22 protein-coding genes are annotated in these 23881 nt (G+C 65.7%); 4 read left to right on the plus strand and 18 right to left on the minus strand.

The features are described 5' to 3' along the window. Nucleotides 1–151 precede the first annotated feature (151 nt). Entirely contained in the window at nt 152–2281 is a 2130-nt protein-coding gene (gene scpA / locus DAEP_RS0107880; protein WP_027244280.1) for a methylmalonyl-CoA mutase, read from the minus strand. Then, nucleotides 2247–3179: a hypothetical protein gene (locus DAEP_RS0107885; protein WP_027244281.1), complete on the minus strand. Its 933-nt coding sequence runs from the start codon at nt 3177–3179 to the stop codon at nt 2247–2249. The genes scpA and DAEP_RS0107885 overlap by 35 nt, the downstream gene beginning before the upstream one ends. A gap of 177 nt (nt 3180–3356) precedes the next feature. On the opposite strand from DAEP_RS0107885, the gene DAEP_RS0107890 reads away from it, so the two are divergent. Beyond that, nucleotides 3357–3791 carry a DUF4174 domain-containing protein gene (locus DAEP_RS0107890; protein WP_008556592.1) on the plus strand — a complete coding sequence of 145 codons (435 nt, stop codon included), beginning with the start codon at nt 3357–3359 and terminating at the stop codon, nt 3789–3791. A gap of 19 nt (nt 3792–3810) precedes the next feature. Here DAEP_RS0107890 and DAEP_RS0107895 read toward each other — a convergent pair whose 3' ends face one another. From DAEP_RS0107895 to DAEP_RS0107950, 12 genes are all read right to left on the minus strand, one after another. Further along, nucleotides 3811–4314, minus strand: a complete 504-nt coding sequence (locus DAEP_RS0107895; RefSeq protein ID WP_027244282.1) for a hypothetical protein — start codon at nt 4312–4314, stop codon at nt 3811–3813. A gap of 147 nt (nt 4315–4461) precedes the next feature. Next, entirely contained in the window at nt 4462–6507 is a 2046-nt protein-coding gene (locus DAEP_RS0107900) for an acetyl-CoA carboxylase biotin carboxylase subunit (protein WP_027244283.1), read from the minus strand. Nucleotides 6508–6635: 128 nt separating this feature from the next. Next, a complete protein-coding gene (locus DAEP_RS0107905; protein ID WP_008555836.1) occupies nt 6636–6839 on the minus strand; it encodes a hypothetical protein in 204 nt (67 codons plus the stop codon). Between the two features lie 673 nt (nt 6840–7512). Continuing rightward, a complete protein-coding gene (locus DAEP_RS0107910; RefSeq protein ID WP_008555750.1) occupies nt 7513–7857 on the minus strand; it encodes a hypothetical protein in 345 nt (114 codons plus the stop codon). A 69-nt stretch (nt 7858–7926) separates the two neighbouring features. Then, a complete protein-coding gene (locus DAEP_RS24200) occupies nt 7927–8067 on the minus strand; it encodes a hypothetical protein (protein WP_008556504.1) in 141 nt (46 codons plus the stop codon). A gap of 214 nt (nt 8068–8281) precedes the next feature. Continuing rightward, a complete protein-coding gene (locus DAEP_RS0107920; RefSeq protein ID WP_027244284.1) occupies nt 8282–8785 on the minus strand; it encodes a DUF6497 family protein in 504 nt (167 codons plus the stop codon). Next, the gene (locus DAEP_RS0107925; protein ID WP_027244285.1) at nt 8782–9210 is read right to left on the minus strand and encodes a hypothetical protein; all 429 of its coding nucleotides are present in this window, start codon (nt 9208–9210) and stop codon (nt 8782–8784) included. Before DAEP_RS0107925 ends, DAEP_RS0107920 begins: the two co-directional genes overlap by 4 nt. Then, entirely contained in the window at nt 9207–9587 is a 381-nt protein-coding gene (locus DAEP_RS0107930; protein ID WP_027244286.1) for a hypothetical protein, read from the minus strand. The genes DAEP_RS0107925 and DAEP_RS0107930 overlap by 4 nt, the downstream gene beginning before the upstream one ends. Before the next feature lie 8 nt (nt 9588–9595). Then, complete coding sequence (locus tag DAEP_RS0107935; RefSeq protein WP_027244287.1) at nt 9596–11128, minus strand: acyl-CoA carboxylase subunit beta; 1533 nt, start codon at nt 11126–11128, stop codon at nt 9596–9598. A 167-nt stretch (nt 11129–11295) separates the two neighbouring features. After that, the gene (locus DAEP_RS0107940; protein WP_027244288.1) at nt 11296–12504 is read right to left on the minus strand and encodes a hypothetical protein; all 1209 of its coding nucleotides are present in this window, start codon (nt 12502–12504) and stop codon (nt 11296–11298) included. Between the two features lie 9 nt (nt 12505–12513). Next, nucleotides 12514–12897 carry a hypothetical protein gene (locus tag DAEP_RS0107945; RefSeq protein WP_027244289.1) on the minus strand — a complete coding sequence of 128 codons (384 nt, stop codon included), beginning with the start codon at nt 12895–12897 and terminating at the stop codon, nt 12514–12516. Beyond that, nucleotides 12894–15668: a hypothetical protein gene (locus DAEP_RS0107950; protein ID WP_027244290.1), complete on the minus strand. Its 2775-nt coding sequence runs from the start codon at nt 15666–15668 to the stop codon at nt 12894–12896. Before DAEP_RS0107950 ends, DAEP_RS0107945 begins: the two co-directional genes overlap by 4 nt. Before the next feature lie 181 nt (nt 15669–15849). Between DAEP_RS0107950 and DAEP_RS0107955 the strand changes: the two genes are divergently transcribed. From DAEP_RS0107955 to DAEP_RS0107965, 3 genes are all read left to right on the plus strand, one after another. Further along, nucleotides 15850–17061, plus strand: coding sequence for a multidrug effflux MFS transporter (locus tag DAEP_RS0107955; protein WP_008556603.1), 1212 nt, complete (start codon nt 15850–15852; stop codon nt 17059–17061). Nucleotides 17062–17136: 75 nt separating this feature from the next. Then, the gene (locus DAEP_RS0107960) at nt 17137–18525 is read left to right on the plus strand and encodes a helix-turn-helix domain-containing protein (RefSeq protein WP_008555016.1); all 1389 of its coding nucleotides are present in this window, start codon (nt 17137–17139) and stop codon (nt 18523–18525) included. 45 nt (nt 18526–18570) lie between these two features. After that, nucleotides 18571–19398 (plus strand): patatin-like phospholipase family protein, encoded by an 828-nt coding sequence (locus DAEP_RS0107965; protein WP_027244291.1) that lies wholly within the window; start codon nt 18571–18573, stop codon nt 19396–19398. Nucleotides 19399–19443: 45 nt separating this feature from the next. On the opposite strand, the gene DAEP_RS0107970 is transcribed toward DAEP_RS0107965, so the two are convergent. From DAEP_RS0107970 to betB, 4 genes are all read right to left on the minus strand, one after another. Beyond that, nucleotides 19444–19941, minus strand: coding sequence for a P-loop nucleotide/nucleoside kinase family protein (locus DAEP_RS0107970; RefSeq protein ID WP_027244292.1), 498 nt, complete (start codon nt 19939–19941; stop codon nt 19444–19446). Nucleotides 19942–20185: 244 nt separating this feature from the next. Next, on the minus strand, nt 20186–20425 hold the full coding sequence (locus tag DAEP_RS0107980; RefSeq protein ID WP_008556628.1) for an HP1242/YdcH family protein: 240 nt from the start codon (nt 20423–20425) through the stop codon (nt 20186–20188). Between the two features lie 175 nt (nt 20426–20600). After that, nucleotides 20601–22256 carry a choline dehydrogenase gene (gene betA, locus DAEP_RS0107985; protein WP_008556961.1) on the minus strand — a complete coding sequence of 552 codons (1656 nt, stop codon included), beginning with the start codon at nt 22254–22256 and terminating at the stop codon, nt 20601–20603. 166 nt (nt 22257–22422) lie between these two features. Then, nucleotides 22423–23880 (minus strand): betaine-aldehyde dehydrogenase, encoded by a 1458-nt coding sequence (gene betB, locus DAEP_RS0107990; RefSeq protein WP_027244293.1) that lies wholly within the window; start codon nt 23878–23880, stop codon nt 22423–22425. Nucleotide 23881 lies beyond the last annotated feature (1 nt).

A 23881-nucleotide genomic window follows, 5' to 3' on the forward strand; every position in this document is an offset into this window, starting at 1 on the left:
GCGCGGCATCGCACGCCATCCGGCGTGCGATGCAGGCAGCCCGCCCCATCGGGGCGGGCTGCCGGACCCAAAGCCGCCAAGGGGGGCGGCCCGAAGGGCGGGTCCCTGCGGGAGCGGGAGAGCCTCCCTTCCCCGCAAGGCCCTCGTTTGCTTAAGGGCGCGCTTCGCGGATCAGTCGCAGGATGTCCTGGGCGGCTTCCGGGATGTTGGTGCCGGGGCCGAAGATCGCCTTGACGCCCTTGGAATACAGGAACTCGTAATCCTGCTGCGGGATCACGCCGCCGCAGATCACGATGATGTCGCCTGCGCCTTCAGCCTTCAGCGCCTCGACCAGCTGGGGTGCCAGCGTCTTGTGGCCCGCGGCCTGGGAGGAGATGCCAACCACATGCACGTCATTGTCGATGGCGTCCTGGGCGGCTTCCTCTGGGGTCTGGAACAGCGGGCCCACATCGACGTCAAAACCGATGTCGGCGAAGGCGGTGGCGATCACCTTGGCGCCGCGGTCGTGGCCGTCCTGGCCCATCTTGACCACCAAGAGGCGCGGGCGGCGGCCTTCTTCCTCGGCGAAGTCCTCGATCGATTTCTGGATCGCGGCAAAGCCTTCGTCGCCCTCATAGGCCGCGCCATAGACGCCGGCCAGGGTCTTCACTTCGGCGCGGTGGCGGCCGAATTCCTTTTCCATTGCCATGGAGATCTCTCCGACTGAGGCCCGCGCGCGGGCGGCTTCGACTGCGGCTTCCAGGAGGTTGCCGCTGCCTTCCCTGGCGCGGCGGGTGAGTTCGTCCAAAGCAGCCTGGCAGGCGGCCTCGTCGCGGGTCTTGCGCATGGCCTCAAGGCGGGCAATCTGCGACTCGCGGACCTTGACGTTGTCGACGTCGAGAATGTCGATCGGGTCTTCCTTGTCCTTGCGGTACTTGTTGACGCCGACGACAACCTCTTCGCCGCGGTCGATCATCGCCTGGCGGCGGGCGGCCGATTCCTCGATGCGCAGCTTGGGCATGCCGCTCTCGACGGCCTTGGTCATGCCGCCCATCTCCTCGACCTCTTCCATCAGCGCCCAGGCCTTCTCCACCAGCTCAGCCGTCAGGCTTTCGACGTAGTAGGAGCCGGCCAGCGGGTCGACCACGTTGGTGACGCCGGTTTCCTCCTGCAGCACCAGCTGGGTGTTGCGGGCGATGCGGGCGGAGAAATCGGTGGGCAGCGCGATGGCCTCATCCAGCGCGTTGGTGTGCAGCGACTGGGTGCCGCCGAGAACCGCCGACATCGCCTCATAGGCGGTGCGGATCACGTTGTTGTAGGGGTCCTGCTCCTGCAAGGAGACGCCCGAGGTCTGGCAGTGGGTGCGCAGCATCTTGGAGCGTTCGGACTTGGCGCCGAACTCGGTCATCACCCGGTGCCACAGGGTGCGGGCCGCGCGCAGCTTGGCGATTTCCATGAAGAAGTTCATGCCGATCGCAAAGAAGAACGAGAGCCGCCCTGCGAATTTGTCCACGTCCATGCCCGCGTCCAGCGCCGCGCGCACGTATTCACGCCCGTCCGCGATGGTATAGGCCAGTTCCTGCACCAGGTTCGCGCCGGCCTCCTGCATGTGGTAGCCGGAGATCGAGATGGAGTTGAACTTGGGCATCTCGTTCGAGGTGTATTCGATGATGTCCGAGATGATCCGCATCGAGGGCTTGGGCGGATAGATGTAGGTGTTGCGGACCATGAACTCCTTCAGGATGTCGTTCTGGATGGTGCCCGCCAGCAGGGATTTGTCGTGGCCCTGCTCCTCACCGGCGACGATGAAGGACGCCAGCACCGGGATCACCGCGCCGTTCATGGTCATCGAGACGGAGACCTTGTCGAGCGGGATGCCGTCGAACAGGATCTTCATGTCCTCGACGCTGTCAATCGCAACGCCGGCCTTGCCGACATCGCCGACCACGCGCGGGTGGTCGCTGTCATAGCCGCGGTGGGTGGCGAGGTCGAAGGCGACCGAGACCCCCTGCTGGCCCGCGGCCAGGTTGCGGCGGTAAAACGCGTTGGATTCCTCCGCCGTGGAGAAGCCCGCGTACTGGCGGATGGTCCAGGGGCGGCCTGCGTACATGGTGGCCTTCACCCCGCGGGTGAAGGGGCCGAACCCGGGGAGCGTGCCCATGTGGGGCAGATCCCTGGTGTCGTCTTCGGTATAGAGCGGCTTGACCTCGATGCCTTCCAGCGTCTGCCAGTTGAGGTCGTCAACAGCCCGTCCGCGCAGCTCTTTCTCAGCCAGAGCCCGCCATTCGTCTTTGTTTGTCATCAGGTCTTCCTCTTGTCAGTGCGATACGGGGCGGGTTCGTGCCCGCCGCCTGTTTATCCGGGTCGTGCGCCAGCGCTGCGAGGCCGTCAGCCCCGCCCGCAAGCCACATCAAGTCGTCGGCGTAAGCCTCGCGCAGATATGCGGTCTGCGCGTCTGTGAAGGGGCGCCAGCGGCCTGTCCCCTCCGGCAGCTGAGCCGCCGCGAAGGACGGAAGGCTGGCGCGCAGGTCCTGCAGGCAGAGCGACGCGTTCAGGCGCACCCGCGCATGGGTGCGCGGTGCCTTGAGGCCGGTGAGCGCCTCCAGCGCGGCCTCGGGCCGGGCGCCGAAGGTTTCGAACGGCAGCACGTGCAGGCGCACGCCGGGCATGGCGCAGGCAATGTCGGTGATCACGTCGCGCCAGCTGCGCGGCGCGTGCGCCAGCCGGTCCAGGCTGGCCTCCGTCGGCATCTTGTGGCCGCGCGCCACCGCATAGGCCAGTGCAGAGGTCCAGTAAGCATCAAGGCTGCGGATGCTGAGCGCGACATCGGTCACGGCGCCGCCGAAGGCCGCGGCAAAGCGCGCCATACGCTCCCCCGCGCCGCTGTAGAGATCGCCGATGCGCAGGTTGGCGCGGACCGCGCCGAGCATGTTTTCCTCGCTGACCAGCAGCTGCTGCACGCCTGCGTCGCGGCTGGCCGCCATCTGGATCTGCAGCCGTCCCCGTGCCCGCTGCACCAGATCGCGGCCGGTGACAGGCGCCGGGCCGGGCTGGATGCCGTGGAACAGCCCGCCGCGGGTGCGGTACGGCCCCCAGAAGCCAATGCCCTGGAGGGCCAGCGGCTGTGCGTTCTGGCGCATGTATTCCTGGAACGATGTCGTTGCGCAACGGTGCGCGCCGGTGTGAAGGATGACTTTCATCGTTGTACGGGACCTCTGCTGGAGGGCCGCAGGCCGCAGCCCGGTCGTCGGGAATTGCACAATCATGGCCGGCAACCCCTCATTATCCCGTTAACGATGATATTTTTTGGCCAGGCCGCTGACTTCGCGGTCGCATTTGCCGGAGCGGTGCATATATTCAACGGGACAGGAGAGATCATGAGAGCAATCCTAACCGTTGTTTTGGCAGGTTTTCTTCCGCTGGCGTCGGTGGCTGCCGATGGCAGCACATCCGATTTGATCCAGCCCGGGTATGACGTGGAGCTGGAGGAATTCCTGTGGACGCGCCGCCCGGTGGTGGTGTTCGCCGACAGCCCCGAGGACCCGCGGTACCATGAGCAGATCGAGCGGCTGATGCAGGGCGCCGAAGCGCTGCGCGAGCGCGATGTGGTGGTGCTGACCGATACCGATCCTGCGGCCAAGTCCGCGCTGCGCAAGAAGCTGCGGCCGCGCGGTTTCATGCTGGTGCTGGTGGGCAAGGACGGCGGCGTCAAGCTGAGGAAGCCGCACCCCTGGACGGTGCGCGAGCTGTCCCGCAGTATCGACAAGTTCCCGGAGCGGCTGCGCGAAGTGGAAGAGCGGCGCGGCGGCTGAGCCTGCCGGGCAGCTCCGCTCAGCCGTTGCCGCGGACGTAGATCAGCGCCATTGCCTGTTTGTCCAGGATCACCATCGCGCCGGTTTCCGGCACGAAGACCAAGCTGGAGGCCGGATTGCGGATCGCCTGATAATACACCGATTTGACCAGATCGGTCATGCAGCTGAGCCCCGCCAGACCGGAGTTCAGCACCCCCAGCCCCTGCGGCAGGTCGCGGGACATGATGTCCTCCGTCAGGGCGTTGGGGGATTTGCCGGCCACGGCGAACAGCACCGGCTGGCCCTCCTCCAGCATCGTCATGCCGGTGTTGAGCGAGCGGGCGCGCCCCACCATCGAGGTGATGCGCGGGTTCTCCGCGGTGTGGAACACCGCTGCGGTGCAGCTCATCGAGCTTTGAAAGAAAAACGTCTCCCCCAATTCCACCCAGGCCGACAGCCGGGCGCGCAGGGCCTCCTCCTTGTCGAGGGCACAGCCCGGCAGAAGCGCCAGAGCGGTCAACAGGCAGGTCAGGAGACGGGTCATGCGGCACCTTGAGGTCTTCAAACCGCCTCAGCGTCGCAGAATTTCCTGAAGATTCGGTGCATGGCGCACCGTTTGCCGGGGCAGGCACGGCAGCGGGGGCGGGAAAACCCGCCTGCCCGCGCGCATATGTGCCTGCCCCGCAGCGCATTATTCGAATTCCATGATCACTTCGTCGACCGCCAGGCTGTCGCCCGCGGCGGCGTTGATCTTGGTCACCACGCCCTTGCGCTCGGCGCGCAGGATGTTTTCCATCTTCATGGCTTCGATGGTGCACAAGTTCTGGCCCTCCTGGACCTCCTGCCCCACTTCGACATCGACCTTCACAATGAGGCCGGGCATCGGGCAAAGCAGCAGTTTGGAGGTGTCGGGCGCGACCTTTTCCGGCATCAGCGCGGCCAGCTCCGCCTGGCGCGGGGTGCGCACCTTCACGGCCAGGTCAGCGCCGCGGGAGCGGATGCGGAAGCCCTGGGTCACCTTGCCGGTCTTGAGCACCAGGGTCTCGCCGTTGACTTTCACGGTGGCGAGCTGGTCGCCCGGGGTCCAGTCGGAGGTGACACGGTAGCTGCCGCCGCCCTGGAAGTTCACCGTTGCGCCCTCGCGGTCGGCGTCGATCATCACTTCGAAGGACTGGCCCTGCAGGCTGACCACCCAGTCGGTGCCGACCTTGCGCTCGTGGTTGTCCATCCGGCCGGAAACGCGGGTGCGGCGGATTTCGGCAACCCGGTGCATCGCGGCGCAGGCGGCAGCGATCTTGCGCAGGTCGTCGCTGTGCAGCTCCACGCCCTCGAAGCCCTCCGGATATTCCTCGGCGATGAAGGCGGTGGTCATGTCGCCGGAGATGAATTTCGGGTGATCCATCACCGCCGACAGGAACGGCAGGTTGTGGCCGATGCCCTCCACCTCGAAGCTGTCCAGCGCGATCCGCATCGCGTCGATCGCCTCTTCGCGGGTCGGCGCCCAGGTGCAGAGCTTGGCGATCATCGGGTCATAGTACATCGAGATCTCGCCGCCCTCATAGACGCCGGTGTCGTTGCGCACCGCGGTGGCGCCGGCAGGCGCATCGCCTTGCCACTTGCCGTTTTCCAGCAGCGGGCCGGCAGCGGTTTCCTGCGGCGGGCGGTAGCGGGTCAGACGGCCGATGGAGGGCAGGAAGCCGCGGTAGGGATCTTCGGCATAAAGGCGGTTTTCAATCGCCCAGCCGGTGAGCTTCACGTCTTCCTGGCGCAGCGGCAGTTCCGCGCCGCCGGCGACGCGGATCATCTGCTCCACCAGGTCGACGCCGGTGATCAGCTCCGTGACCGGGTGTTCCACCTGCAGGCGGGTGTTCATTTCCAGAAAGTAGAAGTTCTTGTCGCCATCGACGATGAATTCCACGGTGCCGGCGGAGGCATAGCCCACCGCCTTGGCCAGCGCGACGGCCTGTTCGCCCATCGCCTTGCGGGTTTCCTCATCCAGGAACGGCGACGGCGCTTCTTCGACGACTTTCTGGTTACGGCGCTGGATCGAGCATTCGCGCTCGCCCAGGTAGATGCCATTGCCGTGGGTGTCGCAGAGCACCTGGATTTCGATGTGGCGCGGCTGGGTGACGAACTTCTCGATGAAGATCCGGTCATCGCCAAAGGAGTTCGCAGCCTCGTTCTTGGAGGACTGGAAGCCTTCGCGGGCCTCTTCGTCGTTCCAGGCGATCCGCATCCCCTTGCCGCCGCCGCCGGCGGAGGCCTTGATCATCACCGGGTAGCCGATCTCGTTGGAGATCTTCACCGCCTCGTCGGCATCGGCAATCAGGCCCATGTAGCCGGGCACGGTGGAGACGCCAGCCTCCTGGGCGATCTTCTTGGAGGTGATCTTGTCCCCCATCGCCTCGATCGCGCGTTTCGGGGGGCCGACAAAGGCAACGCCTTCGGCCTCAAGCGCCTCGGCGAATTTGGAGTTCTCGGACAGGAAGCCGTAGCCCGGATGCACCGCCTGGGCGCCGGTCTTGCGGATCGCCTCCATCACCTTGTCGATGACGATATAGGACTGGTTGGCCGGCGGCGGGCCGATGTGGACTGCCTCGTCGGCCATCTGCACATGCAGGGCCTGTTTGTCGGCGTCGGAGTAGATGGCAACGGTCTTGATGCCCATTTTCCGCGCGGTTTTGATCACGCGGCAGGCGATCTCGCCCCGGTTGGCGATCAGGATCTTATCAAACATAGGCAGTCCCTTGTTTCTTGGTATTCCGGAATGCAAAACGCCGCGCCCGGGGCAAGCCCAGGCACGGCGTCAGCGCGACAGGATGGCCGGCCCCGGAGGGGCGGCTGTTCAGAGCTGCGGCAGCAGCCTCAGCATTTGCGGGGGTTCTGTTCGCAGTAAACGAGGTTTGCGGCAACGCCGACAGCGGCGCCGGTGACCAGGTTGGCGTCGAGCAGCGCAGCGCCCGCTGCGCCCGCGCCGGCGCCGTAGACGACGCGCTCGCCGGTGGTGTCGCCACAGGCCGCCGCCAGGCCGCACAGCGAGAGCGCTGCGATAAGAGATTTTGCCCGCATGTCCATGTTCCTTCTTCCGGGGACGTGATTGTCCCGCCGGAATTTGCAGGCAACAGGGCGTTGCGCAACGGCGCAAATGCGCCGCCCTCCAGTTGGGCGGAGGCTTGCCGCATCGGGGGGGTAGAACGGCAAGCTTCCGCCGCTGCCTGAAGGGGATAAAAGACGGGCAGGCCGCGGATGGGGTCGCGTACCTGCCCGTTCAGGCGAAGGGGCCGGAACAGATGCTCGGCACGGCAGCGTGGCTGCGCTGCCAGGTTCACGATGCACGCCGCGACGGCTGCTGTAAGCCCCCGAAATCCGGCGCCGCGGATTTGGGCAAGTTCCCGCTGTTTCGCGGGACCCGTGTGCAAGTTCACGCCGACGTTACGGGCGGTTGCCGGACAGCTGCCGCGGGTGCGCATCAGCGCCGTCACATATCCGTAACGCGGGTGATGCTGGCGTGAGCCAGGGCAGCCGCGCAGCCGGACAGGCCGCCCGGACGGCCGAACCTGCGGACCCGTGCCGGAGCGCTGGAACCGGAGAACCGGCTGGCCGTCAGCCGTTACGACGGCGACCGGATCCAGCTGGCGGTGCAGCTGGACGTCTGACCGGCGGGCCGCCCCGCAGCGCAAACCCCTGCCCCGCAAGCAGCCTTGCGGGGGCGCGGGGACGGTATGCGTGCGGGGCGCCTGCATCAGCTGAAGGCCTCCGGGAACGAGGCGCGCGCAACTGCTTCGTCGATGACCAGCAGCGCTTCATAGCTTTCGGGATCAAAGGGTTCTTCGGCGGGAATCACCTCGCGGCCGAACAGCCAGCTAAGGCGGCCCGCATCGAGGTTGCCGCGCTCGAACGGCTGGTCGCCGAAATGCTCCCACAGCGCCTGCATGAACATCTGGTCGACGCGCCGGTCGACGTGCTTGCGGTCGCGGAAGCGCTCGCGCCGGACCAGCGGCGTCACCCCCTTGGGGTTGGAACGGCGGATGGTGAATTGGAAATCAGTGCCGGGCATACGGCCCGGGAACCCGCGGTGTTTCAGCATTTGGGTGCCTCCGGTCCGGCACCCCACGGGGCGGCGGGGGCCGGCCGCAGGGCCGGACCCCTGTAGGGATTAGTTGTACTTGCCGGTGAATTCCGGCTCTTGCGAGACGGGCTGCGGCTCAACCACGACGAACTCTTCTTCCTGCTGGGCGCAGGCGGTAACAGCGGCCAGCAGGCCGGCCAGGGCGATAAGCTTGATGCTCTTGGACATTTCTGTCTCCTGATAAATTTCGTGAAACCTGCGGGGGCTGCGCCCGCCGCATGCCTCAACCTCAATACGAAGGCAGTCAAACAACTGCCCGTGCTGAGGATAGCCGGGTTTCCATCCGAGTCACACGCAAATCGCGGCAAATGGCAGCGCTGTGGCTGCAATGCCGCAAGTTTTTGCCGATCCAAGTGTTGCCCCGCAAGATGTTGTGGATGCATCAGAAAGCCTCCCACATGCAGGCCGCGCCGTCGGGGCGGTAGGCCTCGAAGAACTGGGTCGCCTCCGGGTCCTGCGCGCCAAAGGGCAGCTCCCGGTCGGACAGCGATATCACCACCCGCGCGGCGGTCATCCCGTGTTCGGCCAGATAGGGCAGCGCCAGGGTGCCGCACAGGTGGTCCATGTCGGGGGCGGCGGTTTCATAGCTGACGGTGCCGGTGCCGCGGGCGATCTGCGGCGCCAGGAAGCGGAACCGGGCCCAGAGTTGCGGCGGCTGGCCCGGCTGGCCGGGCGCGTCGTCCAGCAGCACTTCGGCCAGGGTCACGAGCTGGCCCGAAGGCACGGCAATGGCATCTGCGGCCAGCGCAGCCTGGGCAAAGAGCGCAAAGGGAATGGCCGCCAGATATCCGCAGCCCCGGCCCCCGGTCACCCGGGCTCCTCCGGCCGGAGCTGCAGGCGCTGCGCAAGTGGCGCGCGCTGTCTGATATCGGCTGGAGCGGATCATGACGCTGATTCGCTCTTCATGTCAATTTTTGCCGCGAATCTGTGCGAATCCTTCGCATCTGCCCGGGAATCACGCAGCGCGGCCGCCGTCTTCCGGCGGGCATGGCGGACCCAGCGGGACCGGCTGGACGCATTTTCGAGAATCTCAGCGATAAGCCCCGCGGCATTGGACGGCACCCGGCCCATCACCTGGCCGCCTGCCCGCACCCTGACCCCCTGCCCCTCGGCGGTGATTTCCACCACCGGGGAGAAGCCGCGCAGGGACTGCAGCTTACGCCACATGTCCTGACGGATCTGATGCGCCAGCCGCAGCGGGTCGCCCGCGGGCAGCACCGTCACCGCCGCCACGTCGAACCGCGCAGGCAGGCGGCGCGACAGCGTCAGGGCGCCGTCCGTGCGGGTGATATGCCAGGGTGTGCGGGTCATTCAGACACTTCAATCCGGTTCAGATCGGCGGTTTGCCAGCTTTCGTTTTCGAGGCCAAAGACCACCCGCCGCGTTGGCGGAATGGTCCGGTAGTCTGCCTCAGGTCCGTCTGCCAGCTCCACGAAGTAGTCGTCAGGAAGGCCTGCGTCAGTCGTAGCGGCAAGCTGCACCATGAGAGAGACGGTTTGGCGTATCGACGCCGCTTCCTGTGGAGATGGCTCTCGAGCATTCAGCATGCTGCCGAGATCAGAGCGGAACACGGCAAGCATAACTTCGCGCACATCGGACCCGTTGGAAATCTCAAAGAAATCAAGATGTTCCAGCGGCACACGATCTGCACCGAAAGTCACAGCCTCGATTTCGCTCTGATCCGTCATTTACCCACTCACAGCGGAATGTTGTCGTGCTTCTTCCACGGGTTCTTCAGCTGCTTGCCCCGCAGGGAGGCAAAGGCGCGGCTGACCCGGCGGCGGGTGGACTGGGGCATGATCACCTCGTCGATGAAGCCGCGCTCGGCCGCCACGAAGGGGTTGGCGAAACGGTCTTCATACTCCGCGGTTTTCTGGGCGATCTTCTCGGGATCGTTCAGATCGGCGCGGTGGATGATCTCGGTCGCGCCCTTGGCACCCATCACAGCGATCTCTGCGGTCGGCCAGGCGTAGTTGAAATCGCCGCGCAGGTGCTTGGAGGCCATCACGTCATAGGCGCCGCCATAGGCCTTGCGGGTGATCACGGTGACCTTCGGCACGGTGGCTTCGCCATAGGCAAACAGCAGTTTCGCACCGTGCTTGATGACGCCGCCGTATTCCTGGGAGGTGCCCGGCAGGAAGCCCGGCACGTCGACGAAGGTCAGGATCGGGATTTCGAAACAGTCGCAGAAGCGCACGAAACGGGCAGCCTTGCGGGAGGAGTCGATGTCGAGGCAGCCGGCCAGCACCATCGGCTGGTTGGCGACGACGCCGACGGTCTGGCCTTCGAGGCGGATGAAGCCGGTGATGATGTTCTTGGCGAAATCCTCCTGGATCTCGTAGAAATCGCCCTCGTCCGCCACCTTGGTGATCAGCTCCTTCATGTCGTAGGGGCTGTTGGGGTTTTCCGGGATCAGGGTATCCAGGCTGCTCTCCAGGCGGCCCGGCTCGTCGAAGAACGGGCGCACCGGCGGTTTTTCGCGGTTGTTGAGCGGCAGGAAGTCGACCAGGCGACGGACCTCGGCCAGCGCCTCGACATCGTTTTCGAAGGCGCCGTCGGCGACGGAGGACTTCTTGGTGTGCGTGGAGGCGCCGCCCAGTTCCTCAGCGGTCACCACCTCGTTGGTCACGGTTTTCACCACGTCCGGGCCGGTCACGAACATGTAGGAGGTGTCCTTGACCATGAAGATGAAGTCGGTCATCGCGGGCGAATAGACCGCGCCGCCCGCGCAAGGCCCCATGATGACGGAGATCTGCGGGATCACGCCGGAGGCCATGATGTTGCGCTGGAAGATCTCGGCGTAGCCTGCGAGCGCATCGACGCCTTCCTGGATGCGGGCGCCGCCGGAATCGTTGATGCCGATCACCGGCGCGCCATTCTGCACTGCCATATCCATGATCTTGCAGATCTTCTGGGCGTGGGTCGCGGAGACCGAGCCGCCCAGAACGGTGAAATCCTGGGAGAAGACATAGACCTGGCGGCCGTTGATGGTGCCCCAGCCGGTGACCACGCCGTCACCCGCGGGCTTGTTGTCTTCCATGCCGAAATCGGTGCAGCGGTGGCTGACGAACATGTCGAATTCTTCGAAGCTGCCCTCGTCCAGCAACAGCTCGATCCGTTCGCGGGCTGTCAGCTTGCCGCGCCCATGCTGTGCGTCGATGCGGCGCTGGCCGCCGCCCAGCCGCGCGTCCTCGCGGCGGTCTTCCAGCTCGGAAAGGATGTCTTTCATGGCACATGTCCCCTGTAGATGTCACCGGGACCATATATTGCGCAGGCGCCAAGCCAAAGGATATTATCGCAAATTTGCAAACCGTTTGCATACGCGGTTAGCAAATTTGAAAATCAGCAAATTCCGCCCGCGCCATTCCGCTCCGCACAGCGAGCCGGCGGGCCGCCTCAAGCCGCCTTGGCGATGTCCGCCATCTGCCGCAGGGCGCTGGTCAGCGGCGCCTTGACCGGGACGGAGACGCCAAAGGGGTTGTCTTCGACCATTGTGATCACCGGATCGTCCCTGAGGAACTTGAGATAGGCCGCGATCTGGGCCAGCAGCGCCTGCGCAGCAGCCTTGCGGGCTTCGCCGGTGGCGGATTTCATCTCGAACAGCGCCTTCATCAGGGCGGTCTGGTTGCCGTCGGTGACCCCGGCCAGCCCGGCATCGGCAATCTGCGCCAGCACCGGGTGGTTCTGGGAGCGCAGTGCCGCCTGCAGTCCGGAGATGCCGCGGTCGACGTCTTCCTTGGCGGCCTGCCAGATCGCCATCACGTCTGCCTGCGGCGCCTCAGCCTCTGCCGGGGCGTCCAGCGCCTTGATCAGCGCCTTGAGGCCCGCTGCGGCGTCCGGCAGGGCGCCGGATTTGAGACTGGCGGCAATGGCGCGGGCCTGCTCCGCCAGCGGTGCGGCCTGCTCCGGCGGCAGGGTCTTGATCCGGGCCGCCTGCGCCGCCAGCAGTTTGCCGAGCTTGGCCGCTTGCCCGGACTGCGCCGGGGCCGGTTCGGGCTGCGCCTGCAGCTTGGCCAGCACCGCCTCCAGCTGGTCGAGCCGGGCGGCGCAGCCGCCGTGATCGCCCTGCCCCAGCAGTTTGGCGCTGGCCTTGATCTGCGGCGCGAGCTTGCCCGCCAGCTCTGGATTGCCCAGCGCCTTGACCGTTTCAGCGAAGGCGGCGATGCGCTGTTTCAGGGCAGCCGCTGCGCCATCATCCGCCTGTTCCGGGGCGCTGGCTTCCTGTGCCTCGCTTTCGTCGTCCGGCAGGCTGTCCTCGTCGATGATACTGCCGTCGGGGCCAACCAGCACCGGCTTGAACTTGACCATGCCTTCGGCCTTGAACCGCTTCTTCAGCTGTTTGACGATGCCCTTCAGCGGTTTTTCCGGCATCAGGAAGACGTCGTTCTCCTCCACCCGAAGGGTGCCGAAACAGGTCTTCTTGATGCCCGGCATCTTCTTCATGTCGCCGCGCAGCACCTTGCCGGGCTTGCGCAGGTCGATCATCAGCCCGCAGTTTTCCGGCTTGCCCGCCAGCCCGAAGGCAAAGGGCAGCTCATTGCCGCTGGCCTTGGACTTCTTCAGGAGTTTCAGGACGGCATCGGAATCAAAAGCCTGGTCTGGCATGGTATCCTCCTAGCTGGCGCTGCCGGCGGCGGCGGCCCAGTCTTCGGCGCTCATATCAACAAACTCCAGATCCGCCTCATCGCCGGGGTCCGACAGCGGCTGACCGGGCCAGATCGTTTCATAGGCGCGGCGGAACAGCGCCTGCAGCTCCGCGTCGCTGAACGGGTACTGCTGGCCTGCAAACTCGCCGATGCGGCCGCGCGGATTGGCGATCAGCGAGTCCAGCGCCAGCCGCAGCCAGTCCAGGTTGCCTTCTTTGTGGGCGCGCCTGTGCATGGCGCGGATATCGGCGTCGAACTGGGAGAGGTCGGCCATCGGATCGGGCGCGTTGACGGCCCGGCCCATGGTCAGCAGCCGCGTGTAGCCTGCGATCAGTTCCTTGCGGATTTTCATGGGATCATGTTCCCCGGATTGGCGTTGGTGTAGGTCTTGGTCTCATTGTCCCAGCCGTCGGCGACCGGGTACTGCTGCATCATCACCCAGCGGCCCGGGATCTTGGCCGGGGCGGTGCCGTGCCGTTCCTGGTATTTCCCGGCGTAATCGGCGTTGTCCTGCGGCTTCACTTCCGGATGGGCCGTGCCGGGGGCGGGATGGTCCGTGGTTTCGGCGGGCAGCTTCTCCGGCTCCCAGATGAAGTTCACATAGGCGCGGGTCAGGCCCTCGATTTCCTCGAAGGTCTCATAGGTCTTGTCGGGGACCGGCTCGCCGTTGTCGTCCAGGCGCACATGCTTCTTGCGGCCGACATAGGCCTTGTCGATCGGGCGGCCGTGCTCGACGGTGCAGTCGAAGTTTTCCTCGGGCCAGTCCAGCGGATTGCCGGAGACCGTCATTTCCGTGTCGTCGATTTCGACTCCCTTGCCCTTGGCCGCCTGGGCCGCCAGTTCGCGGCCTGCCAGCCAGTCCTGCGGGCTGTGGAACTTGGAGGAGGCGCCGGTGTAGGAGCGCTCGTCATCCGTTTTTGCGTTCGGCGGCTTGCCGGTCTTGAGGCGCTGGATCAGGTCCTCGTCGCTGACGTCCGGGCCGTGGCGGTCCAGCGAGTGGCCCGCGTTGCTGTCCACGCCGTCCTTCGCCTCGCAGTCCCCGGCAGCTTCCTTGCAGAGCGCCTGCAGATCGGTGCGGATGCCGTCAAAGGCGGTCTTGGCCTTGGGAAAGTCGGGTTTCTTCGCCTCCTCCTCAGCCGCCGCGGCCCGCTCCTTGAAGGGGGTGAGCTTACCGGCCTCCGTGCCGGCCCGCTCCAGCGCCTTGAGGATGCCCTGCACCTGGAAGCGGGCGGTGGCCATCGGTTTTGCCAGTTGCAGCAGCTTCTGATGCGCGTCCAGCATCAGGAAGGCGTCGCCGTATTCCTTGTCCTTGTCCGCCCGGTCCGTGGCGGTTTTCAGTGACTCGTCAAGCGCGTCTTCAGCCGGTTTCAGGTTGAGGTATTTCCTGGTCCGGCTGTGCTCTTTTTCGACCCTGGCCAGCTTGGCGCGGTAGTCCGCCATCGCCAGCGCAAGATCCATGTAGTCGGTGCCGTCCAGCACCGCCTGCAAATCGCCGGCGGCCTTGGCCGGATCGCCGCCGCGGGCGGTTACCTCTGCCGCCTTGAGCGCCGCATCCAGCGGGCCGGTCAGCTCATCCGCGTCGCCCGGCAGCATCGCCAGCAGATCTTCGGCAGCCTGCCTGGCCTCCAGATACGCCGGCATGGCGCGCAGCAGCGCCAGCGCGCCGGGCACCGCGGCCACGGCCTCGGGGTATTTCTGCGCGCCAAGGGCCGTGTTTACCGGCTGTTGGAAATCATACCCGGCAGCCGCCGGATAGCGCTGCAGGATCTGCGCCATCTCGCGCCGCTCATCCACGACCTTCATGAGCTGAAACAGCGCGTTGAGCTTGACGTGGTACTGAGGCGCGCCAGCGTCCTTGTCGAAGTTCCCGGCATCCGCCAGCGCCTTGTGCGCGTCCCAGGTGGCGGTGAGGTCGGACAGTTCAGGCTCCGCCAGAACCTTCTTGAGTGCCTCGTATTTCTTCTCCAGCGCCTTGACGATCTGCTTGGAGCGGCTCTGGCGCATCAGCACGCGGTTCGCATTTTCCCAGACCTTCAAATCCGCCATCGCCCCGGCAGGGTCATTGGTGCCCTTGAACTTCTGCTTGGCATCGGCCGCGGCCAAGGCATCGCGGAACCCCTTGTCGGCCCTCAGCGACGCATCAAAGGTGCGCATGTAGCGGGCCAGCGCGCTGCGGTCCGGGGAGCTGTAGCCGATCAACTCCTGCAGCAGCGCCTCGCCATCGGCGAACTTCTGTTCCTTATAGGCCTTTTTCTTGGCGTTTTTCAGGTGGTTGCGGTAGTCCTTGGCGTCGGGCACCATGCTGGACAGGATAAAGTCGCAGCGGCCGTGGGTGTTTGCCATGTAGTCCGCCAGCAGCGCGTCAAAGCTGAGCGCCTTGGCCAAATCACCCTCGTCGCCGAGGTTGGCCTTCCAGCCCTCCAGCGCCGTTTTTGCAGCGCCGAAATCGCCGGTCTTGGAATGGCCTGCGGCGGTTTTCATCCGGGCGCTGCGGTCGGCCTCCGCAGTGTCCTTGGCGCCGCCGCTGAGCGCGGCAATCAGCGAGAGCGTGCCGCGGGTCCAGGTGTCGAAGAACAGGCCGTAGGTATTGGCGGCCTCCGCCCGGGCGGTGATATCCTTGGCCGAGGCCTCCACCGCCTCGAAATCGGAAACCGTGACCGCGGCGGCCATGGATTTGTGCGCGGCATTGATCCGCGTTTCGAGATAGGTGAAGGCGCCCTGATCCAGGCTGTCGCGCACGGCGGCGAATTTCGCCTCAGCCGCCGCCAGGGCGGCCTGCGCCTTGTCCCGGGCCGCCGCGATGGCGGTCTGGGCGGTGACCTGAGCCGACAGTTCCTGGATATCGCTGCCGATCTGATCGAAGGCATCCGCGCCGCCGGCGCTGAGGATCTCCTTTTTCAGCGCCTTGCGCCCGCCCGCCAGGCTGCGCCGGGCGCCGGAGCTGAGCGCGGCAGGAATGGTGATCTTGGCCAGTTCCGCCAGCGCCGCCTTGCGCCGCAAGTCCAGATCCTCGTCCCCGGGCTCCGGCATATCCGGCATGGTCCAGGCCTTGATGGCATAAAACCGTTCGGCCCACTGGCGGATGGCCGGGTTGTTGGCGAGCGGATCCGGGGTATTGGCCATGTATCACCTCAACACAACAAAATGGCGGCCCTGGGGGAATGCGCGGAAATATGCGCTGCCTGAGCAACCATAGGTGAGGCCGCGAATTTCTTGCAAGGATCTTTTGACGCGGCGTAACCCCTGTGCGCCGCTGCACATGGCACAGATGGACAACACCCGCCGACTGCTCTAACCGGATTGTATGTCCACATATGATACCCGGGCCGCCGGCCAGCGGACGCCTCCGCGCATCTTTACCCTGATCCTGCTGGCAGGCCTCTCGGCGCTTGGCATGAACCTGCATCTGCCGTCGCTGGCAGGCATGTCGGAGTATTATGCGGTCGACTACCGGGTGATGCAGCTGTCGGTGGCACTGTATCTGGCGGGCAACGCGGTGGTGCAGATCTTTGTCGGGCCGATCTCTGACCAGATGGGACGGCGGCCGGTGATCCTGACCAGCATCGCGCTGTTCCTTCTGGCGACGCTGGGCTGCATCTATGCGCCGACGGCGGAGGTATTCCTGATGTTCCGGGTGGCGCAGACGGCGGTGGCGGCCACCATGGTGCTGAGCCGCGCCGCGGTGCGCGATCTTTATGACACCAACGAAGCGGCCAGCATGATCGGCTATGTCACCATGGGCATGGCAATCGTGCCGATGATCGGCCCGGCGATCGGCGGTTTTCTGGATCAGTGGATGGGCTGGAAGGCCAATTTCTGGATGCTGTTCCTGGTCGGCGCGGCGACGCTGATGATCACCTTCACCGATTTCGGCGAAACCGCGCACAAGAGCGGCAAGACGCTGGTGGCGCAGTTCCTCGAATATCCCGAGCTGCTGCGCTCGCCGCGGTTCTGGGGCTATTCGCTGTCCTCGGGTCTCGCCTCGGGGGCGTTCTTTGCCTACCTGGGCGGAGCGCCGTTTGTCGGCACCGAGATTTACGGGCTGAGCACGGCGGAACTGGGCGTTTACTTCTCAGCGCCTGCGGTGGGGTATTTCGCCGGCAACTTCATCTCCGGCCGCTACTCCATGCGGCTGGGGGTCAACCGCATGGTGCTGTGGGGCTGCGTGATCAACGGCGGCGGGGTGCTGCTGTCTCTGCTGATTGCGATGGCAGGCGCGGACAGTGTGATGACCTTCTTCGGTCTCATGTGCTTTGTCGGGCTGGGAAATGGCATGGCGATCCCCAATGCCACAGCAGGCGCGATTTCGGTGCGGCCGCATCTGGCGGGCACGGCCTCGGGCCTCAGCGGCGCGATCATGATCGGTGCGGGCGCGGCGCTCAGCGCCTTTGCGGGGATGCTGCTGGTGCCCGGTTCGACCGCGGTGCCGCTGCTGGTGGTCATGTTTGCCACGGCCGCCAGCGGGCTGATTGCGATCCTGCTGGTGGTCTGGCGGGAGCGGCAGATCCGCGCTTAAACGCCGCCGCGGCCTTGCAGGCGCCCCTTTGCAATTATACTGTTCGCAGGAGTTGGATTTGCAAAGGCGCGCCCCATGGCCACCCAGAAACTTTATGCCGGCGCCAAGCTGCGCGAGATGCGGCAGCGGCTGGAGCTGACGCAGAAGGATTTCGCCGCCAAGCTGGGCGTCTCCCTGCCCTATCTGAACCAGATGGAGAACAACAACCGCCCGGTGTCGACCACGGTGGTGCTGGCGCTGGCGCAAGAGTTCGGCATGGATGTGACCGAGCTGAGCGCGGGCGACAGCGAGCGGCTGGTCAGCGATATGCGCGAGGCGATGGCGGATCCGGTGTTTGCCGATGACGCGCCGCCGCTGGCGGATCTGCGGCTGACGGCCTCAAACGCGCCGGCGCTGGCGCGGGCCTTTCTGGCGCTGCACCGGGCCTACCGTCAGACGCATGAGCGCCTGGCCTCCCTGGACGAGGCGCTGGGACGGGAGGATGCCCGCATTCAGGCCTCCCCTTGGGAAGAAGTGCGCGATTTCTTCCATTACTGCGATAACTACATCGACGCGGTGGATCACGCGGCAGAACGGTTTGCCGCCACCAGCGATATCCGCGCCGCGGCGGTGGCGGAGCTGGAGCGCGGCGGCGTTGCCGTGAAGCAGACCGAGATGGAGGGGCTGCGCCACTTCGATGCGGATACCGGCGTGCTGCATTTGTCCAACCGCTCCGCCCCGCAGACGCAGCTGTTCCAGATGCTGCTGCAAGTGGCGCTGCTGCGGCAGAACCAGCTGCTGGAGGCCACCCTCGACTTTGCAAAGTTCCAGAGCGAGGAGGCCCGCGCCATCGCCAAAATAGGCCTTGCCAACTACTTCGCCGGGGCCGCGCTGATGCCTTACAGGCGGTTCCTGGAGGCAGCGCAGGCCTGCCGCCATGACCTGGAGCTGCTGGCGATCCGCTTCGGCGCCTCGATCGAACAGATCGCGCACCGGCTGTCGACGATGCAGCGGCCCGGCGCCAAGGGGGTGCCGTTCTTCTTCGTGCGGGTCGATCAGGCGGGCACGATCACCAAGCGGCATTCGGCCACGCGGCTGCAGTTTGCCCGGTTCGGCGGCGCCTGCCCTTTGTGGAACGTGCATAGGGCATTTGAAACGCCGGGCCGGTTCCTGCGCCAGCTGGCGGAGACGCCGGACGGGGTGCGTTATATCTCGCTGGCGCGGGATGTGTCCAAGCCCGGCGGCTCCTTCGGCGCGCCGGTCAGGCGCTATGCGATTGCGCTGGGGTGCGAGGTGCGCCATGCGGATGCGCTGGTCTATGCGGACAATCTGGATGTGAGCAACGACAGCGCCTATGAGCCGATCGGCATCTCCTGCCGCATCTGCGAGAGGAAGGACTGCCACCAGCGTTCGGTTCCGCCGCTGGAGCGGCGGCTGACCATCAACACCGATCAGCGCGGCGTGCTGCCCTATGAAGTCAGCTGACGCCGCGGCTGGCCCGCGGCTGCCGCGCGCCCTAGGTTAGGGATCATGGCAGCATTTGAACAACTGGTCCTGTCCGGCGGCGGATGCCGCTGTTTCTGGCAGGGCGGCTTCCTGCACGTGGTGCAGGATGCGCTGCCGCTGAGACCTGTCCGGGTGACCGGAGTGTCCGGCGGCGCGCTGACGCTCGCCGGGTTTCTGGCCGGCCGCGGCGAGCGGGTGCTGGCAGAGATGAAGGACGCTTTCCGCAAGACAAGCAGCAACATCAGCTGGCACCAGCCCGGCGAGGGCGGGCTGACCCCGCACCAGCGGGTCTATGGGGAGGTGGTTACCCGGGCGCTGGACGGCGATGCGATGGCGCGGGTGGCCGCCGGGCCGCAGGCGCAGATCCTGCTGGGGCATCCGCCGTCGCACCGCTGGGCGCGGCTGACCGGCAGCCTGGCCACGCTGGCCTATGAGGCGGAGCTGCATCTGGTCGGCTCGCCGCATTTCAACTGGGCGGAGCGGATTGGCGTCACCTCCAGCCTGGTGGACGCAAATGCCGCGGCGCGCGACGGCAGGCTGGCCGATCTGGTGCGGTTTGCCGCCACCATCCCGCCGGTGTTCGCGCCGCCGCGCTGGAACGGGCGGGCGGTGATCGACGGCGGCATGGCCGATCAGGCGCCGATGCCGGAGCCGGACGAGGGGCGCACGCTGGTGCTGCTGACCCGCAAGTACAAGCGCCTGCCGGAGGTGGCGGGACGGCTGTATGTTGCGCCTGAAGAAGAAGTGCCCGCGGACAAGATCGACTTTACCGATCCGGCGAAGATCCAGGCGACCTGGGATGCCGGGCTGGCGGCGGGCGAAGCGTTCCTGCGGGAGCTGTCAAAGACGTGACCGCCGCGGCAGCCGCCCTGAACCTTTCTAAAGGCCGGGGGCGTGTCATCCCTCCGGAACGTGCCGCAGGATGTCGAAGCCTTCCTCTGCCGTTGGTTCGCTGTAGTGCGCGGAGAAACGGCGGAACTGCGCCTCTGTCGGAGCAAAGGGATGGCTGCCGTCCGCATTGCGCTGCCGCAGCCTGGCCAGGCAGAGGTCATCGGGCACTGCCAGCAGATGCAGCTGATGCGCGGCGCTGGTTTGATCCAGGATACCACGCATCCAGGCACGCGTTTCCGCCGTGTTTGCGGGAAAGTCCAGGACTACCGAGACGCCCGCGTCCAGCAGTGACACAACGTGCGGCGCCATCCTGCTGCGCAGCCGGGACGCAAATCGCAGATAATCCTGCGCCGTGGACATTTCCGGGCCGAAAAGGGTGCTGAGCCACTGATCCTCGGCAATCAGAACGGTGCCGTCCGCGCGGGCTAGGCTGGCGGCCAGCGTCGACTTTCCGGACGCCATCATGCCGCAAAACAGATGCAGTACGGGGGATCTTCCAGACATTGTATCAGCCTCGTCAGACGCAAACGCACAAAGCGTTCGCAGCGGTTCTCCACCCGGCCCGGCGTGTCAAACCTGGATCGCAATCCGGTTGAGGCTGCACAGCGCGGCTGTCTGAACCACGGTATTCATGCGGAAGAGATGCCGCATTCCTGCCTGTCTGTCCATGGGAACCAGCGATTGTGCCGATACGGCAGGAAAAAGGGGCGCCGCTGACGCCCCTATCCCAAGGTGTTCCCTAAAGGCCTTACGCTTTGGACAGGATCCCCCAGATCTCATCCTTCAGCGCGGCGCGCTGTTTGCGCAGGTCGGTCTCGGCTTGAGCGCTGACCGGCTCCACGTTGGTTTCCGCGCGGTGCACGGCGCGGTTCACCTCGTGGTATTCATCCGCCAGCTTGGCGAAATGCGCGTCGGACTGTTTCAGCTGGCTCATCACAGCTGCTTTTTCCGGGAATTCCTCGGCCAGTTCATGGGGAGTATTGGACACCTGCTCGCTCCTTTTTCCTAGGGTCGGTTGCAGATTATGCGGTGCCCTGCCCCGCCACTTTGACGCGGATCAAAAGATGTGCGCGGCGCGCTGATTTTCGGAAAGAATTTTTGCAGCAAATAAGCCGCCCGCACAAAGGGGAGGTGGCGGGCGGCTTGCTGGCTTGGCAGCAGGATCAGCGCTGCGCTTCGCGCCAGTTCGGGTTGAACCACGGCTCTGCGTTGGAGGACGGCAGGCGGCGGCCCAGGATGTGGTCGGAGGCCTTCTCGCCCGTCATGATCGAGGGGCCGTTGAGGTTGCCATTGGTGATGCGCGGGAAGATCGAGCTGTCGGCGACGCGCAAGCCGTCGACGCCGATCACGCGGCATTCCGGGTCCACGACAGCCATCGGATCATCAACGCTGCCCATCTTGCAGGTGCCGCAGGGGTGATAGGCGCTTTCCACATGCTCGCGCAGGAAGCCGTCGATCTCGTCGTCGGTCTGCAGGTGCTCGCCGGGCTGGATCTCGTGCTTGAGGAAGGGCTTCATCGCGTCCTGAGCAAAGATCTCGCGCGTCAGGCGCACGCATTTGCGGAAGTCGATCCAGTCCTGCTCGGTCGACATGTAGTTGAACAGGATGTTCGGCGCGTCCTTGGGATCGGCGGAGGCCAGCGTGACCTCGCCGCGCGAGGGCGAACGCATCGGGCCGACGTGGGCCTGGAAGCCATGCCCCTCTGCCGCCGCCTGGCCGTCGTAGCGGACTGCGATCGGCAGGAAGTGGTACTGGATGTCCGGGTAGTCGACGCCCTTGTCGGAGCGGATGAAAGCGGCGCTTTCGAACTGGTTGGAGGCGCCCAGGCCGGTTTTGGTGAACATCCACTGGGCCCCGACCAGGCCCTTGCCCAGAAGGTTCCAGTATTTGAACAGGGTGATCGGCTGCTTGCAGGCGAACTGGAAGTAGAATTCCAGGTGGTCCTGCAGGTTCTGGCCGACGCCGGGGCGGTCGGCGACCACGCCGATGCCGTGTTCGGCCAGATGCTTGGCCGGGCCGATGCCGGAGAGCATCAGCATCTTGGGGGAGTTCAGCGAGGAGGCCGCCAGGATCACCTCGGCATTGGCGCGGATCACCTCGACCTTGCCGCCGCGTTCGATCTCGACACCCACGGCGCGGCCGTCCTCGATCACCACCTTGCGGGCGAAGGCGCGGATCAGGCCGCAGTTTTCACGCTTCAGCGCGGGCTTCAGATAGGCGTTGGCGGCGGACCAGCGGCGGCCCTTGTAGACCGTCATCTCCATCGGGCCGAAGCCTTCCTGCTGCGCGCCGTTGTAGTCGGAGGTGACCGGGTAGCCGGCCTGTTCGCCCGCCTTGACGAAGGCGTCATGCAGCGGGTTGTCGCGGGGGCCGCGGGTCACATGCAGCGGGCCGTCCTTGCCGCGCCAGTCCGGGTCGCCGCCGTGGCCGCGGTCGTTCCAGGTTTCCATGCGCTTGAAGTAGGGCAGCACGTCGGCATAGGACCAGCCGGCAGCGCCGGACTCGGCCCAGTGGTTGTAGTCGCCCGCATGGCCGCGCACGTAGACCATGCCGTTGATCGAGGAGGAGCCGCCGATCACCTTGCCGCGCGGGCAGACCAGTTCACGCCCGCCCAGATGCGGTTCGGGCTGGGATTTGTAGCCCCAGTCATACAGCGGCATGTTCATCGGGTAGCTGAGCGCGCCCGGCATCTGGATAAACGGCCCGGCATCGGTGCCGCCGTGTTCGATCACCAAGACCTTCTTGCCGGCCTCGCTGAGCCGGTAGGCCATGGCACAGCCCGCAGAGCCGGCGCCGACAATCACATAATCCGCGTTCATTTCTTCTCTCCGTCGCTGAGACCGGGGGCTGCCCGCCTGCCCGGCTCTGCCTTGCATTTCCTGCCGGGGCCGCCCGCCTGGGCAGGCAGCTCCGGTTGTCTTGCGCCCTGCCCTGATTGCCCTATTGGGCAACGGGCGGGCGGGTGGGCGTTGCCCAATAGGGCAATCAGAACGCCGCCTCGACGTCGCCCATGCGGACGTAGACCGACTTCACCTGGCTGAAGTGCTTGATCGCCTCTTTCGAGTTCTCGCGGCCCACGCCGGAGGCTTTCACGCCGCCGAACGGCGCCTCGACCGGCGCGTCGTTGTAGGAGTTGATGAAGCAGCTGCCGGCCTCCAGCTGGGCGATCACCCGGTGGGCGCGGCTGAAGTCGTTGGTGAAGACGCCGGCGGACAGGCCGAACTCGGTGTCGTTGGCGCGCGCGATCACCTCTTCCTCAGTGTCGAAGTCGAGGACGGACATGACGGGGCCGAAGATTTCCTCGCGGGCGATGGTCATGTCGTCGGTCACATCGGCGAAGACAGTGGGTTCGACAAAGAAGCCGTCCATGTCTGCGCGCTTGCCGCCGCAGATCAGGCGGGCGCCTTCCTCTTTGCCCTTCTCGATGTAGCCCAGCACGATGTTCATCTGGTTTTCGGTGACCATCGGGCCGAAGTTGGTCGCCTCGTCCTGCGGATCGCCCAGAACGGCGGCACCGGTGCGTTCCGCCAGACGGGCCAGGAATTTCTCCTTGATGCCCTTCTGCACGAACACGCGGGTGCCGTTGGAGCAGACCTGGCCGGAGGAATAGAAGTTGCCGTTGATGGCGCCGCCGACGGCGTTTTCCACATCGGCGTCGTCAAAGATGATCAGCGGGGACTTGCCGCCCAGTTCCATGGTGACGTGCTTCATGCCTGCGGCAGCGGCGGCATAGACCTTCTTGCCGGTCGGTACAGAGCCGGTGAGCGAGACCTTGTCGACGCGCGGGTCGGTGACCAGCGCGGCCCCGACATCGCCCATGCCCTGAATGACGTTGTAGAGGCCGGCAGGCAGGCCCGCCTCATGCAGGATCTCGGCCACTTTGAGGGCGCAGAGCGGCGTGGTCTCGGAGGGTTTGAACACCATCGAGTTGCCGCAGGCCAGCGCAGGCGCGCCTTTCCAGCAGGCGATCTGGGTCGGGTAGTTCCAAGCGCCAATGCCGACGCAGAGGCCCAGCGCCTCGCGCACGGTATAGACCCAGTCGCGGCCCATCGGGATGTGCTCGCCGGTCAGTGAGCCTGCGAGGCCGCCGAAGTATTCCAGCGCATCGGCGCCGGAGGTGGCGTCGGCCACCAGGGTTTCCTGCAACGGCTTGCCGGTGTCGTAGGTTTCCAGAACCGACAGTTCGTGGTTGCGCTCGCGCATGATGTCGGCGGCGCGGCGCAGGATGCGGCCGCGTTCGGTGCCGGTCATCTTGCCCCATGCCTTTTGCGCTTCCTTGGCAGTGGACAGCGCCTTTTCGACAATGGCCGGGGTCGCTGCGTAGACGGTGGCGATCTGCTCACCGGTCGCGGCGTAGATCACCGGAATCGGGGTGCCGGCGGTGTCTTCGACGTATGCGCCGTTGATGAAATGGCTGGCTTTGGGCTGTGCGGGATGAGTCATG

It is taken from the genome of Leisingera daeponensis DSM 23529 (assembly GCF_000473145.1).
GTDB classification, from domain to species: Bacteria; Pseudomonadota; Alphaproteobacteria; order Rhodobacterales; family Rhodobacteraceae; genus Leisingera; species Leisingera daeponensis.